At 66.3% G+C, this 16,301-nt stretch carries 15 protein-coding genes and 2 pseudogenes; 3 read left to right on the top strand and 14 right to left on the bottom strand.

Annotation, left to right across the window (positions count from 1 at the left end):
- The first annotated feature begins 14 nt into the window (after positions 1-14).
- Positions 15-4,235, top strand: coding sequence for a hemagglutinin repeat-containing protein (locus tag AC25M7_RS21480; protein WP_486971442.1), 4,221 nt, complete (start codon positions 15-17; stop codon positions 4,233-4,235).
- 254 nt (positions 4,236-4,489) lie between these two features.
- Here the strand turns inward: AC25M7_RS21480 and glsB are convergent, their stop codons facing one another.
- The 8 genes and pseudogenes from glsB to AC25M7_RS21440 form a co-directional block, all read right to left on the bottom strand.
- Complete coding sequence (gene glsB, locus AC25M7_RS21475) at positions 4,490-5,407, bottom strand: glutaminase B (RefSeq protein ID WP_028691427.1); 918 nt, start codon at positions 5,405-5,407, stop codon at positions 4,490-4,492.
- 149 nt (positions 5,408-5,556) lie between these two features.
- A complete protein-coding gene (locus AC25M7_RS21470) occupies positions 5,557-6,063 on the bottom strand; it encodes a GNAT family N-acetyltransferase (RefSeq protein WP_486971455.1) in 507 nt (168 codons plus the stop codon).
- Positions 6,064-6,072: 9 nt separating this feature from the next.
- A pseudogene (locus AC25M7_RS21465) lies at positions 6,073-6,630 on the bottom strand (HD domain-containing protein); the annotation flags it as partial.
- Positions 6,631-6,655: 25 nt separating this feature from the next.
- Entirely contained in the window at positions 6,656-7,825 is a 1,170-nt protein-coding gene (locus AC25M7_RS21460; RefSeq protein WP_486971441.1) for a MerR family transcriptional regulator, read from the bottom strand.
- A gap of 144 nt (positions 7,826-7,969) precedes the next feature.
- On the bottom strand, positions 7,970-8,749 hold the full coding sequence (locus tag AC25M7_RS21455; RefSeq protein ID WP_486971440.1) for an ATP-grasp domain-containing protein: 780 nt from the start codon (positions 8,747-8,749) through the stop codon (positions 7,970-7,972).
- A 42-nt stretch (positions 8,750-8,791) separates the two neighbouring features.
- On the bottom strand, positions 8,792-9,445 hold the full coding sequence (locus AC25M7_RS21450) for an HD domain-containing protein (protein WP_232853790.1): 654 nt from the start codon (positions 9,443-9,445) through the stop codon (positions 8,792-8,794).
- A gap of 96 nt (positions 9,446-9,541) precedes the next feature.
- Complete coding sequence (locus tag AC25M7_RS21445; RefSeq protein ID WP_186595299.1) at positions 9,542-9,925, bottom strand: tautomerase family protein; 384 nt, start codon at positions 9,923-9,925, stop codon at positions 9,542-9,544.
- A 99-nt stretch (positions 9,926-10,024) separates the two neighbouring features.
- Positions 10,025-10,342: a hypothetical protein gene (locus tag AC25M7_RS21440; RefSeq protein ID WP_084941257.1), complete on the bottom strand. Its 318-nt coding sequence runs from the start codon at positions 10,340-10,342 to the stop codon at positions 10,025-10,027.
- 205 nt (positions 10,343-10,547) lie between these two features.
- Between AC25M7_RS21440 and bla the strand changes: the two genes are divergently transcribed.
- The gene (bla, locus tag AC25M7_RS21435) at positions 10,548-11,423 is read left to right on the top strand and encodes a class A beta-lactamase (RefSeq protein ID WP_486971439.1); all 876 of its coding nucleotides are present in this window, start codon (positions 10,548-10,550) and stop codon (positions 11,421-11,423) included.
- A gap of 48 nt (positions 11,424-11,471) precedes the next feature.
- Here the strand turns inward: bla and AC25M7_RS21430 are convergent, their stop codons facing one another.
- The 5 genes and pseudogenes from AC25M7_RS21430 to AC25M7_RS21410 all read right to left on the bottom strand — a co-directional run bounded on the left by AC25M7_RS21430 (position 11,472) and on the right by AC25M7_RS21410 (position 15,199).
- Positions 11,472-12,335: a sensor domain-containing diguanylate cyclase gene (locus tag AC25M7_RS21430; RefSeq protein ID WP_028691434.1), complete on the bottom strand. Its 864-nt coding sequence runs from the start codon at positions 12,333-12,335 to the stop codon at positions 11,472-11,474.
- Positions 12,336-12,580: 245 nt separating this feature from the next.
- Positions 12,581-13,621 (bottom strand): hypothetical protein, encoded by a 1,041-nt coding sequence (locus AC25M7_RS21425; RefSeq protein WP_028691435.1) that lies wholly within the window; start codon positions 13,619-13,621, stop codon positions 12,581-12,583.
- 126 nt (positions 13,622-13,747) lie between these two features.
- Positions 13,748-13,964, bottom strand: a pseudogene (locus AC25M7_RS21420) (ArsB/NhaD family transporter); the annotation flags it as partial.
- A gap of 185 nt (positions 13,965-14,149) precedes the next feature.
- Positions 14,150-14,530 (bottom strand): hypothetical protein, encoded by a 381-nt coding sequence (locus tag AC25M7_RS21415; protein ID WP_241412460.1) that lies wholly within the window; start codon positions 14,528-14,530, stop codon positions 14,150-14,152.
- 204 nt (positions 14,531-14,734) lie between these two features.
- Positions 14,735-15,199: a nuclear transport factor 2 family protein gene (locus AC25M7_RS21410; RefSeq protein WP_062360986.1), complete on the bottom strand. Its 465-nt coding sequence runs from the start codon at positions 15,197-15,199 to the stop codon at positions 14,735-14,737.
- Positions 15,200-15,381: 182 nt separating this feature from the next.
- Between AC25M7_RS21410 and AC25M7_RS21405 the strand changes: the two genes are divergently transcribed.
- On the top strand, positions 15,382-15,573 hold the full coding sequence (locus tag AC25M7_RS21405) for a hypothetical protein (RefSeq protein WP_069017408.1): 192 nt from the start codon (positions 15,382-15,384) through the stop codon (positions 15,571-15,573).
- 1 nt (position 15,574) lies between these two features.
- On the opposite strand, the gene AC25M7_RS21400 is transcribed toward AC25M7_RS21405, so the two are convergent.
- Entirely contained in the window at positions 15,575-16,216 is a 642-nt protein-coding gene (locus tag AC25M7_RS21400) for a YceH family protein (RefSeq protein WP_486971438.1), read from the bottom strand.
- Positions 16,217-16,301: the final 85 nt, after the last annotated feature.

Raw genomic sequence — 16,301 nt, 5'->3', positions numbered from 1 at the left:
ATGGAGAGTGACCTATGCCCAAGACCCCTTTTACCTTCAACCTGTCCCCGCAAGGCAAGCTGCGCTGGGCGATAGCCAGCCTGTTCCTGGCCACGAGCCTGCCCCAGGCGCTGGCCGGCGGCGTCGTGGTCGCCCCCGGCCCCGGGGGCACGGCACAGTTGCAGACCCAGGGCGGCGTGCCCATCGTCAATATCGTCGCGCCCAACGGCGCGGGCCTGTCGCACAACCAGTTCCTTGACTACAACGTCGACCGCCAGGGCCTGGTGCTGAACAACGCCCTGCAGGCCGGCCACTCGCAGCTGGCCGGTGAGCTGGGGGCCAACCCGCAGTTCCAGGGCCAGGCGGCGAGCGTGATCCTCAACGAAGTGGTCAGCCGCAACGCCTCCGCCATCAATGGCGCCCAGGAAATCTTCGGCCGCGCCGCCGACTACGTGCTGGCCAACCCCAACGGGATTTCGGTCAACGGCGCCAGCTTCATCAACGCACCCAATGCCAGCCTGGTGGTGGGCCGCCCTGAACTGGACGCGGGCCGGCTCAAGGCCCTGGGCACCCAGGACGCCAGCGGCCAGTTGCAGGTGCAGGGCGCCGGCCTGCGCAACGATGGCGGCTCGGTCAACCTGATCGCCCCGCGCATTGACAGCCAGGGCCGTCTGGATGCCCGTGACCAGCTCAACCTCACCGTGGGCCGCAACCAGGTGGACTACGCCAGTGGCCAAGTCCAGGTCGTCGACCGCGGCGCGGCCAGTGGCGAGCAGCGTATTGACGCCAGCCTGTTCGGCGCGATGCAGGCCGGACGCATCAATATCGTCAGCACCGCGCAAGGTGCCGGGGTGCGGGTTGGGCCGGGGCAGGTCGACGGCCGCGACGGCGTGCGCATCGACTCGGCGGGAGACCTGAACGTCAGCGGCGCTGCAGTGGCCGACTCGCTGGAAGCGACCCGTGCCGGCGTGCGCAGCAGCCAGGGTGATGTCGAACTGCGTGGCGCCCAGGACCTGACCCTGGCCGCCGCCGACGTGGCCGGGCGCGATGTGAAGCTCGACGCCGGACGCAACCTCACCCTGAGCACCGTGCAAAGCCGCAAGCTTCAGGAAAAACGCGAGAACTGGCGCAGCGGCGCGCTGGGCATCGACTGGGAGACCTACCAGCGCACCCAGACCGACAGCGACACCCGCGAGCACGCCACCCGGGTCGTGGCCCAGCGTGATGCCGGGCTGAACGCCGGCCAGGATCTCACCCTCAGCGCCGCCAGCCTCGAGGCGCCCGGCAAGCTGAGCCTGGACAGCGGCGCCGACCTGCGTCTGACCGCCGCCACCGAGCGCCAGGTGCAGACCGACCAGGGCAAACACACCAAGGGTTTCTGGAAGGCCGACTGGGACAACCGTAACGAAACCCAGCGCAGCGTCACCAGCCAGCTCAAGGGGGGCGACATCGCACTGCACGCCAAGGCCTCGGTGCTGGCCGAAGGTGCCCAGCTGACCAGTGGCCAGGACATCCGCATCGCCGGCAAGCAGGTGCAGATCAGCAACGCCTTGCGCACCGACCAGCGTGACAGCCAGAACCAGCAGAGCAAGTTCTTCGGCGTCAGCCACAACGAAGCCAAGCAGAACAGCCGGGAAAGCACCGCGGTGCGCAGCGAGCTGGTGGCCGGTGGCAGCGTCGGCCTGAACAGCGCCGAGGGCATCGACGTGGTCGGCTCGACGGTCAAGGCCAGCGGTGCGCTGAACGCTGATGCGGCGGGGGATCTGAAGGTCGCCTCGGCCCAGGACACCCGAGAGCACAAGAGCGCCAGCAGCAGCCGTGGCTTCGTTGCGTCGGCCAAGGAGACCGCGCCGGGCTCCGGGCAGTATCGTGCTGGCGTCGGCTATGCGAGCGATCGTCAGAGCACCAGTGGCAGCCAGGTCAGCCAGCAGGGTTCCAGCCTCAGCGGCAGCGAAGTTCAGTTGACCGCCGGCGGTGACCTGAGCGTCAAGGGCGCCGCGGTGAAGTCAACCGCGGGCGATACCACCTTGGTCGGCAAGCAGGTGTCGCTGCTGGCCGAGCAGGACAGCCGCAGCGAGACCCGCGACAGCAGCCACACCGGCGGTGGCGTCTACCTTACCGCTGGCCTCGACCGTGCCGGCGCCGGGGTCGACTTCGCCCATGGCACCCAGCAGGACGCCTCGAGCAGCACCACGGCGAAGACCACCGGCCTCGACAGCGCCGGCAGCTTGAAAATCAAGGCCGACACACTGGCCAGCGAAGGCGCGCAGGTGAACAGCGCCGGTACCCTGAGCATCAGCGCAGGTCAGGTGGACAACCGCGCGGCCCGCGACACCATCAACACTAGCCATCAGCAGAGCAGCTGGACGGCGGATGTCGGTGTCAACGTCGAGTACAAGGACATTGCCCGGCCAATCGCCGGGGCGGTCAAGGATGTGGTGGACGGCAAGGTGTCGGTCAAGGATGCGCTCGACGGCAAGCTACCGCTTAATGACGTCAAGGACGTGCTGGACGGCAAGACTTCGCTGACCGCCGCTCTGGGCAAGCTTGGCACGCCGAACCTGGGCGTCGACCTGGCCGTGGGCCATGCCAGCCAGCAACAGGGCGAGCAGACTGGCACCGCGGTGGTCAGCCAGTTCAATGGCCAGGGTGTGCAACTGGACGTGGCCGGTGCGCTGAAGGACCAGGGCACCCGCTACAACGCCAACGGCGGCGCGCTGGACATCAAGGCCGGTTCGCTTCAGGCCGACGCGGCCAGCAACACCCACAGCCGCAGCGAGCAGCAGGTGAACGCCGATGTGTCCGCCCGGATCTACACCAAGACCGGCGAAGACCTCAACGTGACCGCCAATGGTTCCGGTGGCAGCAAGCACTTGAGCGAAGATACATCCACTGCCGTGGTCGGTACTTTCAGTGGCAGCCAGGGCCTGAACATCCAGGTCGGTGGCGATGCCCGCTTCGAAGGCAGCCGCCTCGACGGTGGCCAGGGCGCGGTGGCGGTCAACACCGGCGGCAAGCTGGCCCTGGACCAGGCCAGCAACCAGGCGCGTCGCGACACCGGTAGCCTCGGTGGCAGCGGTTCGTTGACCGTGGGCACCTTGCCGGTGGGCGACAAGGTCGACCTGGGCGCCGGGTTCCAGCTCGACCATGCCGGCGAGCACAGTGTCGACAGCAAGGCCCAGGTGGCGAGCATCAGCGGCAACGGCCCGGTGCGACTGGGCAGTGGTGGCGACCAGACCCTGCAGGGCACGCGCATCGACGCGAACGGCCCGGTCGAACTCAAGGCCGGTGGCGCCCTCGACCTGCAGGCAGCCAGCGATACCCGGACTGTCAGCGGCAGCCATCTGGGCGGCGGCCTCAACCTCGGCGGCAAGGCTGCCACCGGTGAGCAAGGGCGTGATCTGAGCGGCAAGCTGGGCGGCAACTTCAATGTGGGCCAGACCAACGAACGTTCGCAGACCCTGGCCGGCGGCCAGTTGAACAGCCATGGCAACGTGGACCTGTCCGGCCAGTCGGTGCATCTGCAGGGTACGCAGGTCGGTGCCACGGGCGTCAACGCCAGCGCAGGCGAGGGTGGCCTGGCGCTGGAGTCGGCGCAGTCCACTCAGGCCCGCACCAACTGGGGCGTCGAGGTGAAGGCCGGGAGCAACCTGAGCCGCACTACGCCGGCGGACGCGGGGCAAGAGGTCAGCTCGTCCCATGACTTCGACCTGGGCGGCAAGGTGCAGGTGGACCATCTGCAGGCCACCACCCAGCAGAACAGCCATATCACCGCTGGCGATGTGACCCTGAACAGTGCCGGTGCGGCGCAACTCAGCGGCGCACGGGTCGACGGCCAGCAGGTCGGCGGCAAGCTGGCGGGCGGGTTGACGGTCGCGGAACGCCAGGACACCACCACCTCGGTACGGGTCGACCTGGGCGCGGGCCTGGCCGGCAAGCCGGGCGAGGCGAAGGAGGGCCAGGAGAAACCAGGCTTCGACTACACGCCGTCGTTCAATGCCCAGGGCGAGTTCGTGCGCAAGGCCGGGGTTACGCAGGCTTCGGGCATCTCGGCACAGCGTGGGCTGGGTCTGCAGGTCAAGGGTGTGGAGCAGGGCGGTACCACGCTCGGTGCCGATGTGAAACCGCTCGGCTACCAGGTCAAGGCCACCCTCGACCTGCCCAAGCTGCCTGAAGCCGGTCTGCCCAGCGTGTCGCTGGATGACGGCAAGCTGAAGGTCGGGCCGGTGACGGTCGAAGGGCGTATCGAAGGCTGAACGTCTTCCATTCACACCAATGAGGTCCGGGGCGCTTTGCGCCCCTTTTTGTTGGTTGAAACTCTAAGCTTCGTACGAAAAAACGATGGGTGGGGGTGAGCCCTTGGGCCTGGCGCGAGAGCTGTAGGAGCGAGCTAGCCTCGCGATAGCACAGGACCAGGCCGTACCATGGGCGCATCTGACTCCATCGCGGGGCAAACCCGCCCCCACGCAGGTTATGTATGCAGTCCAGTGCCTGCCTGCAACAACCTCGCTCAGACCGCCGAGAACACCGACCCGGTCATTCGCTCGCTCAGCAGCTCCAGCGCCCGCAGCCCTGCCAGCGAGTTGCCCGAGGCGTTCAGCGCCGGCGACCACACGCAGATGCTGTAGCGCCCCGGCACCACCGCGACGATGCCGCCGCCCACGCCGCTCTTGCCTGGCAGGCCGACCCGGTAGGCGAAGTTGCCGGCCTCGTCATACAGCCCGCTGGTGGCCATGATCGCGTTGACCTGTTGCGCCTGGCGCGGGCTGAGCACCTGCTCGCCGCTGTGCGGGCAGTAGCCGCTGTTGGCCAGGAAGGCAAAGCCGCGGGCCACGTCGGCGCAGCTCATCGACAGCGCGCAGTGATGGAAGTAGCTGCGCAGCACCGCATCGACATCGTTGTGGAAGTTGCCGAAGGCCTGCATCAGGTAGGCCATGGCCGCGTTGCGCGCGCGGTGCTGGTATTCCGACTCGGCCACCACGGTGTCGCTGACGATGCGCGGGTTGGCCGCCAGGCGGCGGACGAAGTCGCGCATCGACAGGGTGGGGGTGGCATAGCGCGACTGGTTGATGTCGCAGATCACCAGCGCCCCGGCATTGATGAACGGGTTGCGGGGCCGGCCTTTCTCCACCTCCAGCTGCACCAGCGAATTGAACGCCTGGCCCGACGGCTCGTAGCCCAGCCGCGACCAGATGTCCTCGCCGCTGTGGTTGATCGCCTGCACCAGGCTGAACACCTTGGAGATGCTCTGGATCGAGAACGGCGTGTGCGCATCGCCCGCGCAGTGCAACTGGCCGTCCAGGCTCTGCACGGCGATGCCCAGCTGGTTCGGGTCGACCTGGGCGAGGGCGGGGATGTATTGCGCCACCTGGCCCTGGACGAGCAGGGGGCGGACGTGGTCGAGGATCTCTTGCAGGAGTGCTTGCATCGGGAAACCTGGTGCGAAGGAAAGGCGCGTTCGAAAACGTTCAGGTAGACGATGGTCGCTGGCTGCGGAGCACATTTGTGCGTGTCGGCTCGCGGGGTGATGCGCAACCTCCGGGAGCGGGGCAAGCCCGCTCCTGCAGTGACCGCGTTCTACGCGTTGGAGGTTGCCTCGAACGCCGCGCAGTACTGCACGCTGCCCTGCGCCACATCACCGCTGAAGGACAGGACCTGGAAGTACTCGGCGGGCACGCCCGGCAAGCTCAGGCCCGGTTGGGCCTTGAAACCGAAGCGGCCATAGTACCCCGGGTCGCCCAACACCACGCAGCCCTGGCCACCCAGCCCGTGCAGGCGGGCCAGCGCGGCGTTGATCAGCGCCGAGCCGATGCCCTGGCCCTGACGCCGCGGCAGCACCGAGACCGGCCCCAGCCCGTACCAACCCTCGGCACCCGACGACAGCGTCACCGGGGAGATCGCCACATGGCCGACGATGACGCCGGCCTCCACGGCCACCAGCGATACCGTGAGCGCTCCGGCCTGACGCAGGGCGCTGACGATGAACTGCTCGGTGTGGCTGCTGTGTTCGGCGTTGGCAAAGGCGGCTTCGGTCAGCTGGCCGATGGTGTTGGCGTCCTCCGGGCGCTCGTCGCGCAGGCTGATGCCATTGTCGAGATGCCGGCGCGTGTCGGCGTCGATCAGGCCGCGCAGGGCCTCGAACAGCGGCGTGGCGGCAGTGTAGCGCTTGCCGTAGTCGAGGTTGAAGGCATAGTCGAAGCCCGGAGGATTGCGCCCCTGGTTGTGCTGCAGCAGGGTCTCCAGCTTGTCGAGGGCCTTGACCGCCTGTGCCTCGGCCGAGGTGGCGGCCTCGTACTCCTCCCACAACGCCATGATCTCCTCGCGCAGGGCGGCGTCCAGACTCGCCATCAGCTGCAGCAGGTCTTCGCGTTCCTGCCGGCTCTTGTCGGGGAAGCCCTGTTTGCTGACGGCCGGGACGTCGCCGCTGATGGCCTCGCCCAGGTCGTGGACCAGGCACATCTTCAACACCTTGAGCAGATCGAGGTCGCCCAGTTCGTCGGCGAAGGTGATGGCCATCAGGCACAGCCGCCAGGTGTGCTCGGCGGTGCTCTCGGCGCGGCCGCTGGAGGTGTGGGCGCTGCGGATCACGCTCTTGAGTTGTTCGGCCTGGCGCAGGAAGGCGAGGCGGTTCTGCAGTTTTTCGATGTTCATGGTGGCTCCATGTCCTGGGGCGGGTTCAGCGCGTCTGCATGACGAACAGATGATACCCGTACTCGCCCAGGTGGTTTTCGTGGGTCTTGAGTTCGCGGCGGATGTCGGCCAGGGCCTGGGAGGCGAAGTCCTCGTCCGCCAGGCTGGCCACGCGTTCGCGCAGCGGCTCCAGATAGTTGGCCCAGGCCTGCGCGCTCAAGGGGAAGTGCGACAGGGTGCGATAGCCCAGGCGGGCGATGGCGGCCAGGCGCGTGTCGACGCTGTGCAGGTCGGGGTAGGCGGCCTGCCAGAACGCCTCGGCCGCAGGGGCGAGCCTGTCGGCCACCCGCACCAGGTCGCTGATGACCAGGTAACCCTGGGGCTTGAGGAAGGTACGCCAGTACGCCAGGGCGTTGTCGAAGCCCATGATGTAGGCGCAGCCCTCGGCCCAGATCGCGTCGAAGTGCCGAGGCGCGAACGGCAGCTGGGTCATGCTCGCGCAAATCGGCGTGACCCGTGCCTGCAGGCCCTTGTCGAACAGGGTCGCCCGCAGGCAGCCAAGGCTGTGCTCGTCGTTGTCTAGCGCAGTGATGTGCGCCTGGCTGTGTTCGGCCAGCAGCACGCTGGAGGCGCCACGGCCGCAGCCGATGTCCAGCAGTGTCGCGGGGGCGTGGGGCAGGGCGTGCAGTGCTTTGAGTGAGTCCTCTGGCGACCCTGGGCCAAGGTGCTCAAGGCCCTCGAAGAGGCGTTCGAAGTCGGCCATGTAGCGGTCGTGTTCGTTCATGTCGCGGGACAGCCATTTCAGGCGCAGGGCCTGCTTCTCATTGAATCCTTGCCGGCGCAGCCACGCCAGGTGGGCGCCGGGCGCCTGCTGCTCGAGGGCCTCGTGCCAGGGGCGCATGGACGACAACCCGAGCATCGCCGCCAGCAGGTCACGTGAGCGTTGCCGGGCGGCGATCTCTTCGTCCAGGGTGTGCAGGCGTTCGAGCAGGGCCGCGCGGTCCAGGCGTGCCTCCAGGCAGGCCTGGCACTCCTTCAGGCTCAGCCCGCCGGCCTGCAGTTGCTGCAACAGCCGCAGCTGCTGCAGGTCCTGCTCGCCGTAGGTACGATAACCGTTGGCCTGGCGCCGCGAGGACACCAGTCCGAGTTTTTCGTAATAGAGCAGCGTGGAGCGGCTCAGGCCCACCTTCGCCGCCAATTCGGAGATGCGATACACCGGTCTTCCCCTCATGCAGTGGGGCGATGATGAACTATGAAGCTATAGACAGGTAAAGCGGGTTTCTAAAGAAACAGGCGTTTCTTGAGATCGGGGTTGCCTGTGATCACAGGCAGCGCCGGCGTGCTCTTGAAGGATGTTTTCTCAGCGGCTCTTCAACAGGCCCACGAAGCGCTTTGTGGGCCATTCCTTGAGGTCGGATACCTGGCCGTCGCCCAGCTCCACCAGCCGCAGCACGCCATCGGCGCGCATCACCGTGTCGACCGAGAAGAACGGGCTGTCGATCCGCTTTGCGCACTCTCGCACCAGCTCGGGCACCTTGCCATCCGCACCGTGGGCGCATCCATCGAGTACGAAGTAACGACGCTCGGTTTCCTTGAGGTAGCTTTCCCGCCGCCTGACGCAGATACCGCCCTCGACCTGGCCGCGGTATTGGCGCATTTGGGCCACCAGCGGCGCGATTTCCCGAGGGCTGTCCACCAGGCTGCCGGTGCCGGTGTTCAGCGATTTCACATAGTCCTTGATGAAATAGCCCGGCCATTGCAGGCCGGCGAGCGCCTGCTCGAAATCGGCGTCGTCGGGCAGTATCACCGTTTCGCTTGTATGCGCGGCCAGCAACGGGTACCACTGCGGCAGGTGATGACACTGCCGGTACTGCTCGGGACTGGTCAGCGCGGCGGCGGTACTACCATGCAGCAGGTCGACCAGCACGGCGTAGGCCTCGGGCGTCAGCATCCAGCCCCGGTACAACATGCAATCGCCGGGATTGAGGGCGCGGGAGGTTTCGAGCAGACCGGCTTGAAGGGCTTCGAACGAGAACAACAGGGTGTCCAGTCCGGCCGCCAGCGCCGCGTTGTACTCCTCGGCGTACTGTTCATCGGGCTGTTTCAGGTTGAAGGGTTCGCAGGGATAGAGCAGTCGCATCGGGTTTGCTGTCCATGGCAAGGGTGGGAGGCGCAAAGGCTGTCAGTCTACCCCGATTTCCTCCATGAATTCGGCGAGGAACGACGCCAGCCGCTGATGCCTGAGCGCGGCCAGTCGCGCACCTTCGCCGGTCTGAAAGCCTGAGGCGAGCTTGAGCAGCTTGGTCGGGAAGTGCTCGATGGCGAAGCGGTTGTCGCGATAGTCCCGGTCTGCGGCGGTGGGGTTCTCGACGTCGTAGAGCGCCGACCCCGTGCGCCCGGCCACATAGAAGCAGCGGGCGATGCCGACGGCACCGATGGCGTCGAGGCGATCGCTGTCCTGGAGGATCTTCGCTTCCAGGCTCTGTGGCGGCAAACCTGCCGAGTAGCTGTGGGTCATCACTGCATGGGCCACCTGTTCGATGCGCGGTAGCGGCCAGCCCATGTCGGCGAGGATCGCGGCGGCGCGTTCGGCCGAAAGCGTCGAGGCCTGCGCACGCAGGGGCGAGTTCTTTTCCACCGCCACGCAATCGTGCAGCACGGTGGCGGCGACCAGTACGTCGAGGTCGCCGCCTTCCTTGGCCTGGATACGCTGGACATTGCGCCAGACCCGTTGCAGATGGGCGAGGTCGTGGGAGCCGTCGTTACCGTCGGCGGGCAGATAGGACAGCAGTTGGGCCGCCAGGGCTTGCAAGGGGAAAAATGGCGCGCTTGCCATGAAAGGGTTCACCGATCAAACGGAGGATTGAATTCTACGTTGGCGATTAGCGAAGCCGGAGCATTGTCCTTGCCGTTGTCCGGGCGCGGCCTTACATCAACTGGCGTACTGGGCGATACCGTTGCCGAACGACCAGTTCTCCTTGCGCACCTCGACCAGGTTGATGAACACGTCCTGCGGTCGCACCCCGGCATCGTGCTCGAAACCTTCGGCGATGGCCTGGTACAGCGCCTTCTTCTGCTCCAGGGTGCGGCCTTCGTTGAGGGTGATCTGGATGAACACCTGGCCGTCGGAGCGTTGGATGCCCAGGTACTGTGGGTCGCTCACCAGGCCGTCGCCGTCGTGTTCGGTCAGGATCTGGAAATTGTCGTGTTCGGGCACATTGATCGTGCGCCGCATGCAGGCGTAGACGATCTGGCCGAGTGTGCGCAGATGGTTAGGGTCGGGGTGGCGCTTGATATCGATGCGTACCAGTGGCATGTGGACTCCTTGGACGATGGCCAGGCGAGACGCAGAAGCTGGTACGGCAGGATCAGGTATGAGCCCGGACAGGCGCCGGGCTCGGGAAGGCAACTACCGTTACTGTGGCAGCAGCTTTGAGGCGCGCTCGCTCGCGTTATTGAAGACCTCGATCAGCCTTTTCGCCAGGGCATCTTCGATGGCCGCTGCAGTGAGCAGGCCCTGGGTGAAACCGATGCCCTGGTCCTTGGCGACAGCCAGCTGCTGGTTGTTCTCTGCCTCGGCCATGTCGCCCAGGTAGTGGGCTGCACGATAGGCGTAGCGCTCGGGGAGTGTCAGCTGTTCGAGCTCCTTCAGCGAGAGGGCGAACTGGCTGGCGGCGGCGGGCTTCAGGCTGAGTTGCTCGAACTGGAGCAGGCTCAGGCGATCGGTAGTCAAGGCGAATCTCCGTTTCATTGCGGGAACACCCGGTTACTGTCCTGCCTTTTGCCGGTCAACGCAAGGGTGGCCAGGGCAGTGGCGCGAAAAGAATCCGCTTGCCCACGGCCTATGCTCGCCTGCCGGAGCGGTAAGGAGGTGCTTGGCTCGGGTGCTAAAACGTTCTAGCCTTCGCGTTTTGCTTATTTTCACAAGGGATGCCTGCATGATTTCAACCCTCAGCCGCCGCCGCGTGCTCCAGGGCGCGCTCGGCTGCTCGGCCCTGTTGACCTTGCCCGCCTGGGCGCACGATCCGCTGCGTCAGGCGATGCAACAGCTCGAGGCGGCCAGCGGCAGTACCATCGGCCTGTGGGCCCTGGACACCGGCAGCGGTCGGCAGCTGGCCTGGCGCGGCGAAGAGCGCTTCGCCTTCTGCAGCACCTTCAAGGCCGTCCTCGCCGGTGCCGTCCTGCACCGCAACGAGGCCGAGCCGGGCTTGCTGGCGCGGCGCATCGCCTATGGCGCCGAGCAGTTGGTGGTCTATTCGCCGGTCACCGAAAAGCATGTCGGGCCCGGCATGACCGTCGCCGAACTGTGCGCCGCCGCCGTGCAGTACAGCGACAACACTGCTGGCAACCTGCTGCTCGAGCTGGTCGGTGGCCCGCCCGGGCTGACGGCGTTCGTCCGTGGCCTGGGCGATCCGACCTTCCGCCTCGATCGCAACGAGCCGACGCTGAACACCGCTTTGCCGGGCGATCCGCGTGACACCACGACGCCCCTGGCCATGGGCGTGACCTTGCAGCGCCTGCTGCTCACCGATGGCCTGCCCGCCGGCGCGCAACAACAGCTGCAGGCCTGGCTCAAGGGCAACACCACGGGTGATGCCCGTATTCGCGCCGGGCTGCCGAAGGACTGGGTGGTGGGCGAAAAGACCGGTTCGGGCGACTATGGCGTGGCCAACGATGTCGCGGTCATCTGGCCCAAGGGCCGGGCGCCGTGGATCCTGGTGGTGTTCAGCCGTGGCACGAAACAGGATGCGCCGTGGAACAGCGAGACGATCGCGGCGGCGACGCGGGTGGTGGTGGAAGCCTGGAAGGGCTGAGCAAGTGTGCGGGCCACATCGCGGGCAAGACCAGATAACACCTGGCCATCACCCCACCCGCGCCCGCCGCCGCTTCTTGCGGTACATCTCGCCATCGGCATGGCTGAGCAGGGTGTCGGCATCCTCGCCATCGGTGGGGTAGCAGGCCACGCCGATGCTGCAGGACGGCATCCTGACGTCGCCGAACTCGGCGCCGAGCGGCTCCTCCATGACCATGGCGATCTGCTCGACCACCTCGTACACGGCGTCCTCCGACGGTACATCGGTCAGCAGCACGATGAACTCGTCGCCGCCGATCCGCGCCACGGTGTCCGCTTCCTGCACGCTGTCCTGCAGGCGTCGGGCGATGGTGCACAGCACGCGGTCGCCGGCCGCGTGACCGTGTACATCGTTGATACCCTTGAAGTCGTTGACGTCGAGGAACAGCAGGGCCAGCCGGCGCTGCTGCTGGCGGGCGGCGCGCAGGGCGGTGGCCAGGCGGTCGTTGAACAGCGAGCGGTTGGTCAGCTTGGTCAGCGGGTCATGATGGGCGAGAAAGCGCAGTTCCTGCTCGGCCTGGGTGAGGGCTGTGATGTTGCGGGCGACGCCGATCCGCGCGCCCACCTCGTCGGACCAGAAGGCCGCCCAGAGGATATGCACGATCTCGCCATCCTTGCGTACATAGCGGTTGCGAAAGTCGAAGTGCGGGGTGCCGTCCATGACCCGGGCGATCGAGGCGCGGGTGGTTTCCAGGTCATCCGGGTGCATGTAGCGGGTGATCGGGGTGCCGGTCAGTTCGTCGGCGCGGTAGCCGAGCAAGGCCTCGCAGGCGTTGCTCACGAATGCGATGGTGTCGTCCCGGTCGACCACGAACACGGTGTCCAGCATCAGGTGGATCAGCCTGGGGTAGAGCGCTTGCAGATCGACGGGCATAGGGCAGAAGTGTCCGAAACGGGTAGCCCGGTCATGGTCCGATCACGCAGGGCGGCCGCGCGAGGTCCTGCAAGCCGCCGGGGGCCGCTCGCCGCGCCCGTGCAGCATACACAGGCTCGGGGGCGCGGCACACTACCTGCGGACAAGCAAACCGTCGGCAGCTTCAGCGCCCCTGCCAGGTCCGGGTCGCAGACCGTGACCGTCATGCCCCGATAGCATGGGGCAGACCGTCGCTCGGTGACGGCCTAGAGTTTCCAGCATCCGGCGAAGCGCTTGCAAACCCCTTCGCGTTGATCCAGTTCAGCCATGTTGCGCAAGTGTTCGAGGCTGATCTGCGCGATCGTCTCCTGCAGGACATAGTTGTAGTAGTAGGCCATGTCGCGCATGCGCTGGGCCTTGCTCGGCAGGCGCGCATCGTTGGTGCCACCGGCCCAGACCTGCAACTGCTCGTCGCGCACGCTGCGCAGGTAGGCGCGGCTGTCGGCGTCGTAGCGTTCCAGCGTGCGTGCCTTGAGGTTGGCGAGCGCCTCGGCGAAGGTTTGCAGGTTCTGCTGGTACTGCTGCCAGTAGGCCTCTGGCAGATCGAGGCCCAGTTCCCGCTTGCGCGCTGCTACCTGGACTTCGGGGGAGGCTTGCCGAGTCAGGGCGACGGCTTTGCGCAACGTGGTCAATTGCTCCATCTCCGGGGTGACGCTGTCGCGGATGATGCTGTCGATCAACGCGGTGCGCCGGGCGGTGTCGGGCAGCGGTGTGGGTTGTTTCGGGAATAACGCCGAGGTACCCCAGCAGGCGCTCGGGATGGTGTCGATCATCGGATAGGGCTGGCGTTGGTCCTTGCCCTCGACCCGTTGCAGGCGCACCAGCGTTGCCTGGCAGTAGCCAGGCGACTGGTCGAAGCGCAGTTCATATTCGGAGCCTGCCTGCGGTGTCAGGGTGAACGAGGCCGAGCAGACCGTGTTGGCGCTCTGGGTGTTGGCGCGAACATGTATCGGCTGACCGGGTTCGAGGCGGATCTCGTAGTAACTGTTGCTGTTTGCCGGCGGCGGCACGCTCATGTCGGCCCGTCGGCGAGAGTCGGGCACGAACAGATTGTTGAGGATGCCGCTGGTCCGGCCTTCACAGCGCGCGCTGTCGAACAGGTCGAGGGTGGCGCTGCCATTGCCCGAGATGTAGCGCAGCTTGGCTGCATCAGGGCGGGTGCTGTCGATGTAGGTGCCATTGATACTGCAGGCGCTGACCAGGGTGGACAGGGCGAACAGGGCAAGCAGGCGGGTGGCGGAGGGCATGATCGTCCGTGAGTGAGGCCGTGGGGGCGCCGATGCTAGGGCGATTCTGGCTACTCGTCCAGTGGGCCGAAGATGATCAGCCCACGGTAGTTGAGCGAACCGATGAGGCCAGGTGCTTTTGAGCGCCTACAGGCTTTCTCCGGCGTTCAGGATGCCGACCTTGAAGTAGTCGCCCCAGGTGACGCACATGCCCTTGCGCTCCAGTACGTGCAGCCAGAGCAGGGTGGCGAGGCTGCCGATGGGGGGGCTTGGGCCCCAGGTCGCAGCCGATGACATTGGCGTAGATCATCGCTTCGCGCACCAGGCCTTGGGCATCGCTGGCCTGGATCGACAGGGCACCGATGGTCTCGTCGGCGAGGCATTTGAATACCTCGGGGCGTGAGCATGATGATGGTCTATACATGTGGAAGGCCGAATATGCGGATTCCCATATGTGAATAGCAAGCCCGTCTGCGCGATGGCAGGGGTGTGGTTCAGGAGAGAGAGGCGAAGGTACTGCCTGCCCGAGGCAGGCAGCCTGTGAACTGTTCAGCGACGATAGTAGCGGTGGTCGTCATCATAGCGATGATGCAGGGCACGCTCGTGATGGCGCTCCCAGTAGCGTTGCCGTTGCATTTCCCGACGGTGCTGTTCCCGGCGCCATTGTTCTCGCCGCCACTGTTCCCGACGCCAGTCGTCGCGGTGGTCATGCCAGCGTTCGTCGTGCCGGTAGCGTTCGTCGTGGGCCAGCAGCGGTGCGGACGGCGTGCTGGCCAGGCTTGGCCAAGGGCGTTCGCTGGCCTGGCGGTCCGCCAGGTCGAGGCTGTGGGCGGGAGGTGTCGAAGTCTTCATGGGGGCGGCGGATGCCGAGCCTGCGGCCACAAGTGCGAACAGGCCAACGAGCAGCAGGCATGGGGCAGGGAAGTTCATGAGTGAAGACAACCTCTGATTGGCAATTGAAGGTGCGTTCGGTGGTTGCTGGAACAACCGTGGAGCGCACTCACCCAATAGACCGGGAAAACGGAAAAAGTTCTGGAGGCTGCGTACGACCTGTCTCGTCTGCTCGGTAATCCCGCTATGTGCCCGCCGGTTGTTCGGGGCCGTTGAGCGGCCCCGCAAATCCGGCGTCACTGTTCAGAAACCGAACTCGCTCAGCCCCGGATGATCGTCCGGGCGGCGCCCCAGCGGCCAGCGGAACTTGCGCTCGGCCTCGCTGATGGGCTGTTCGTTGATGCTGGCGTGGCGGTTGCGCATCAACCCGTCCTCGGCGAACTCCCAGTTCTCGTTGCCGTAGGCGCGGTACCACTGGCCGCTGTCGTCGCGGTACTCGTAGGCGTAGCGCACGGCGATGCGGTTGTCGGTGAAGGCCCAGAGTTCCTTGATCAGGCGGTATTCCAGCTCGCGGTTCCACTTGCGGGTGAGGAAGGCCTGGGCCTCTTCGCGGCTGGTGCAGAACTCGGCGCGGTTGCGCCAGTGGGTGTCGAGGGTATAGGCCAGGGCCACCTTGGCGGCGTCGCGGCTGTTCCAGCCGTCTTCGGCCAGGCGCACCTTCTCGATGGCGGTTTCACGGGTAAAGGGGGGCAGTGGTGGGCGGGACATCGTGGTCGTTCCTTGCAGGGAGTGGGTTTGCAGGACCGAGATTAGACCCATCGCAGGGCAGGGAGAATCGGTATACCGGGCACTTCATAATTGTCCTCGGAGGAACAATCCGGGCGGGAGTGTCAGGCCTGGCTGTCTATAGTTACCGCACAAGCGACCCCCAGCCCCACTGGAGCCCACTCATGACCCTGATCAGCCGCGAACCCTGGTGGCTCGTCCCGCCCAAGCCCGGGCAGACCGAGCAGGACCTGCACTGGGGCTACCTGGAAATCTACGCCGACGGCCGCACCGTGTTCGTCGACCAGCGCCCCAGTGAGCGGGAGCTGGCCGAACGCAAGAGCTGCCGTCACTTTCCCGATGCCGAAAAGCCCTGAGTCAACCTTCGAGTTGGGCCAGGCGTGCTTCCAGCGCCGCCACTCGGGCTTCCAGCGCCTCGATGCGCTCGTCCGCCGCGCTGGTGGAGCGGTGGCCGCCGTCCTGCTGGCGGGCGGCGAGAATCGCCTCGATCTCGGCCGGGTCGCCCAGGGCGTGGGTGTAGCGGTCTTCGCGCTGGCCGGCCTGGCGCGGCAGGTGCAGGGCCAGCTCGCGCGAGACCAGGCGCTCGAGCTGGTGCTGGACCTGATCGACGTCCTCGAAGGCGTACAGGCGGTTGCTGCGAGTCAGCAGCTCGCTGAGGGTCTGCGGGCCACGCAGGAACATCAGCCCCATCAGTACCAGCTGCGCCGGCACCAGCTCCAGGGCCTTGTCCACTCTATGCTCCCAGCGGTCGGCGCGGCTGCCCATCTGCAGGCGCGCCATCTCCTGGCTTTCCAGGTTGCGCAGGGCCTGGCCGACCTGGCCGGGCGTCAGGTTCATGACGGGTTCGCGGCTGGTCTTCTGGTTGCAGGCCAGGACCAGGGCATTGAGGGTCAGGGGGTAGGTTTCCGGGCTGGTGGCCTGTTTCTCGATCAGCGAACCGAGCACACGGCTCTCGATGCTGCTGAAACGGCCTTCGCCGATGGTTTCGTGTTCTGACATGGCCCTGTCTCGTTGCGAGGAAAAGGCCACTAGCCTAGGTAAAGCGTCGGGCTTAAGCAATCACTGCCGCCGTCGCGAGCCGGGC

The sequence above is a fragment of the Pseudomonas sp. P106(2024) genome (genome assembly GCF_057480815.1).
Note: the sequence above shows the minus strand (reverse complement) of the source record. Positions and strands in the feature narration are given on the sequence as shown.